Origin of the sequence: Bartonella sp. CB10SXKL (assembly GCF_042195515.1) — a bacterium.
Classification (GTDB): Bacteria; Pseudomonadota; Alphaproteobacteria; order Rhizobiales; family Rhizobiaceae; genus Bartonella.
The window spans coordinates 1-577 of the sequence record NZ_JBHION010000130.1 but is presented as its reverse complement, the minus strand read 5'-3'; the positions used below and the strand labels follow the sequence as shown (position 1 = coordinate 577).

1 protein-coding gene is annotated in these 577 nt (G+C 36.0%); it reads left to right on the top strand.

Annotated elements, in window-relative coordinates; translation table 11 throughout:
- The first annotated feature begins 48 nt into the window (after positions 1-48).
- Positions 49-429 carry a hypothetical protein gene (locus ACFIK3_RS09825; RefSeq protein WP_273791750.1) on the top strand — a complete coding sequence of 127 codons (381 nt, stop codon included), beginning with the start codon at positions 49-51 and terminating at the stop codon, positions 427-429.
- The last annotated feature ends 148 nt before the right edge of the window (positions 430-577 follow it).

Genomic DNA, 577 nt, shown 5'->3' with positions numbered 1-577 from the left:
CCATATCTTAGAAAATAACTTTTGCCAATAGGCAGTATGGAGGCATTTGTGAATAAACCAGTGTTTATAAATTCTGATGAAATTCTCTTAGTGATGTGCGAAAATGAAGAGCAAAATCTCGCTAAATCTGGTCCTTTCTTAGAAGAAAGTGACATGATCAAATTTATCGACCAAGCCGATAATGCTGTCCAAATTTTGCGTATTGAACCAACGACTAATCGTTGCGAAGATATCTCTGAAGATATTGCCGAATTCTATCTTAAAGAATGTGAAGAGCAGTGTTTCAACGGAAACATTCCTCACGATTTTATTCTACACAGCACAGCATACGGTTTTTTTTTAGATGATATAAAACAGCGCGAATATGATGATGCAATGTATGGTTCTTACGAACAACAACACCGTTTGCGTCCTTGTGATGTGCTTTAAAAGCTAAAGGCGTTTTTAAAAGACGCCACCTTTTCAAAAAATTCACCACACAATGCAATGCCGTTCTTTTGCAAGAACGACAAAGGCAGAATCTAACTTAAAGGAGTAAAACCATGGAAAAAAAATACGAACTTACTGATGAAACAAT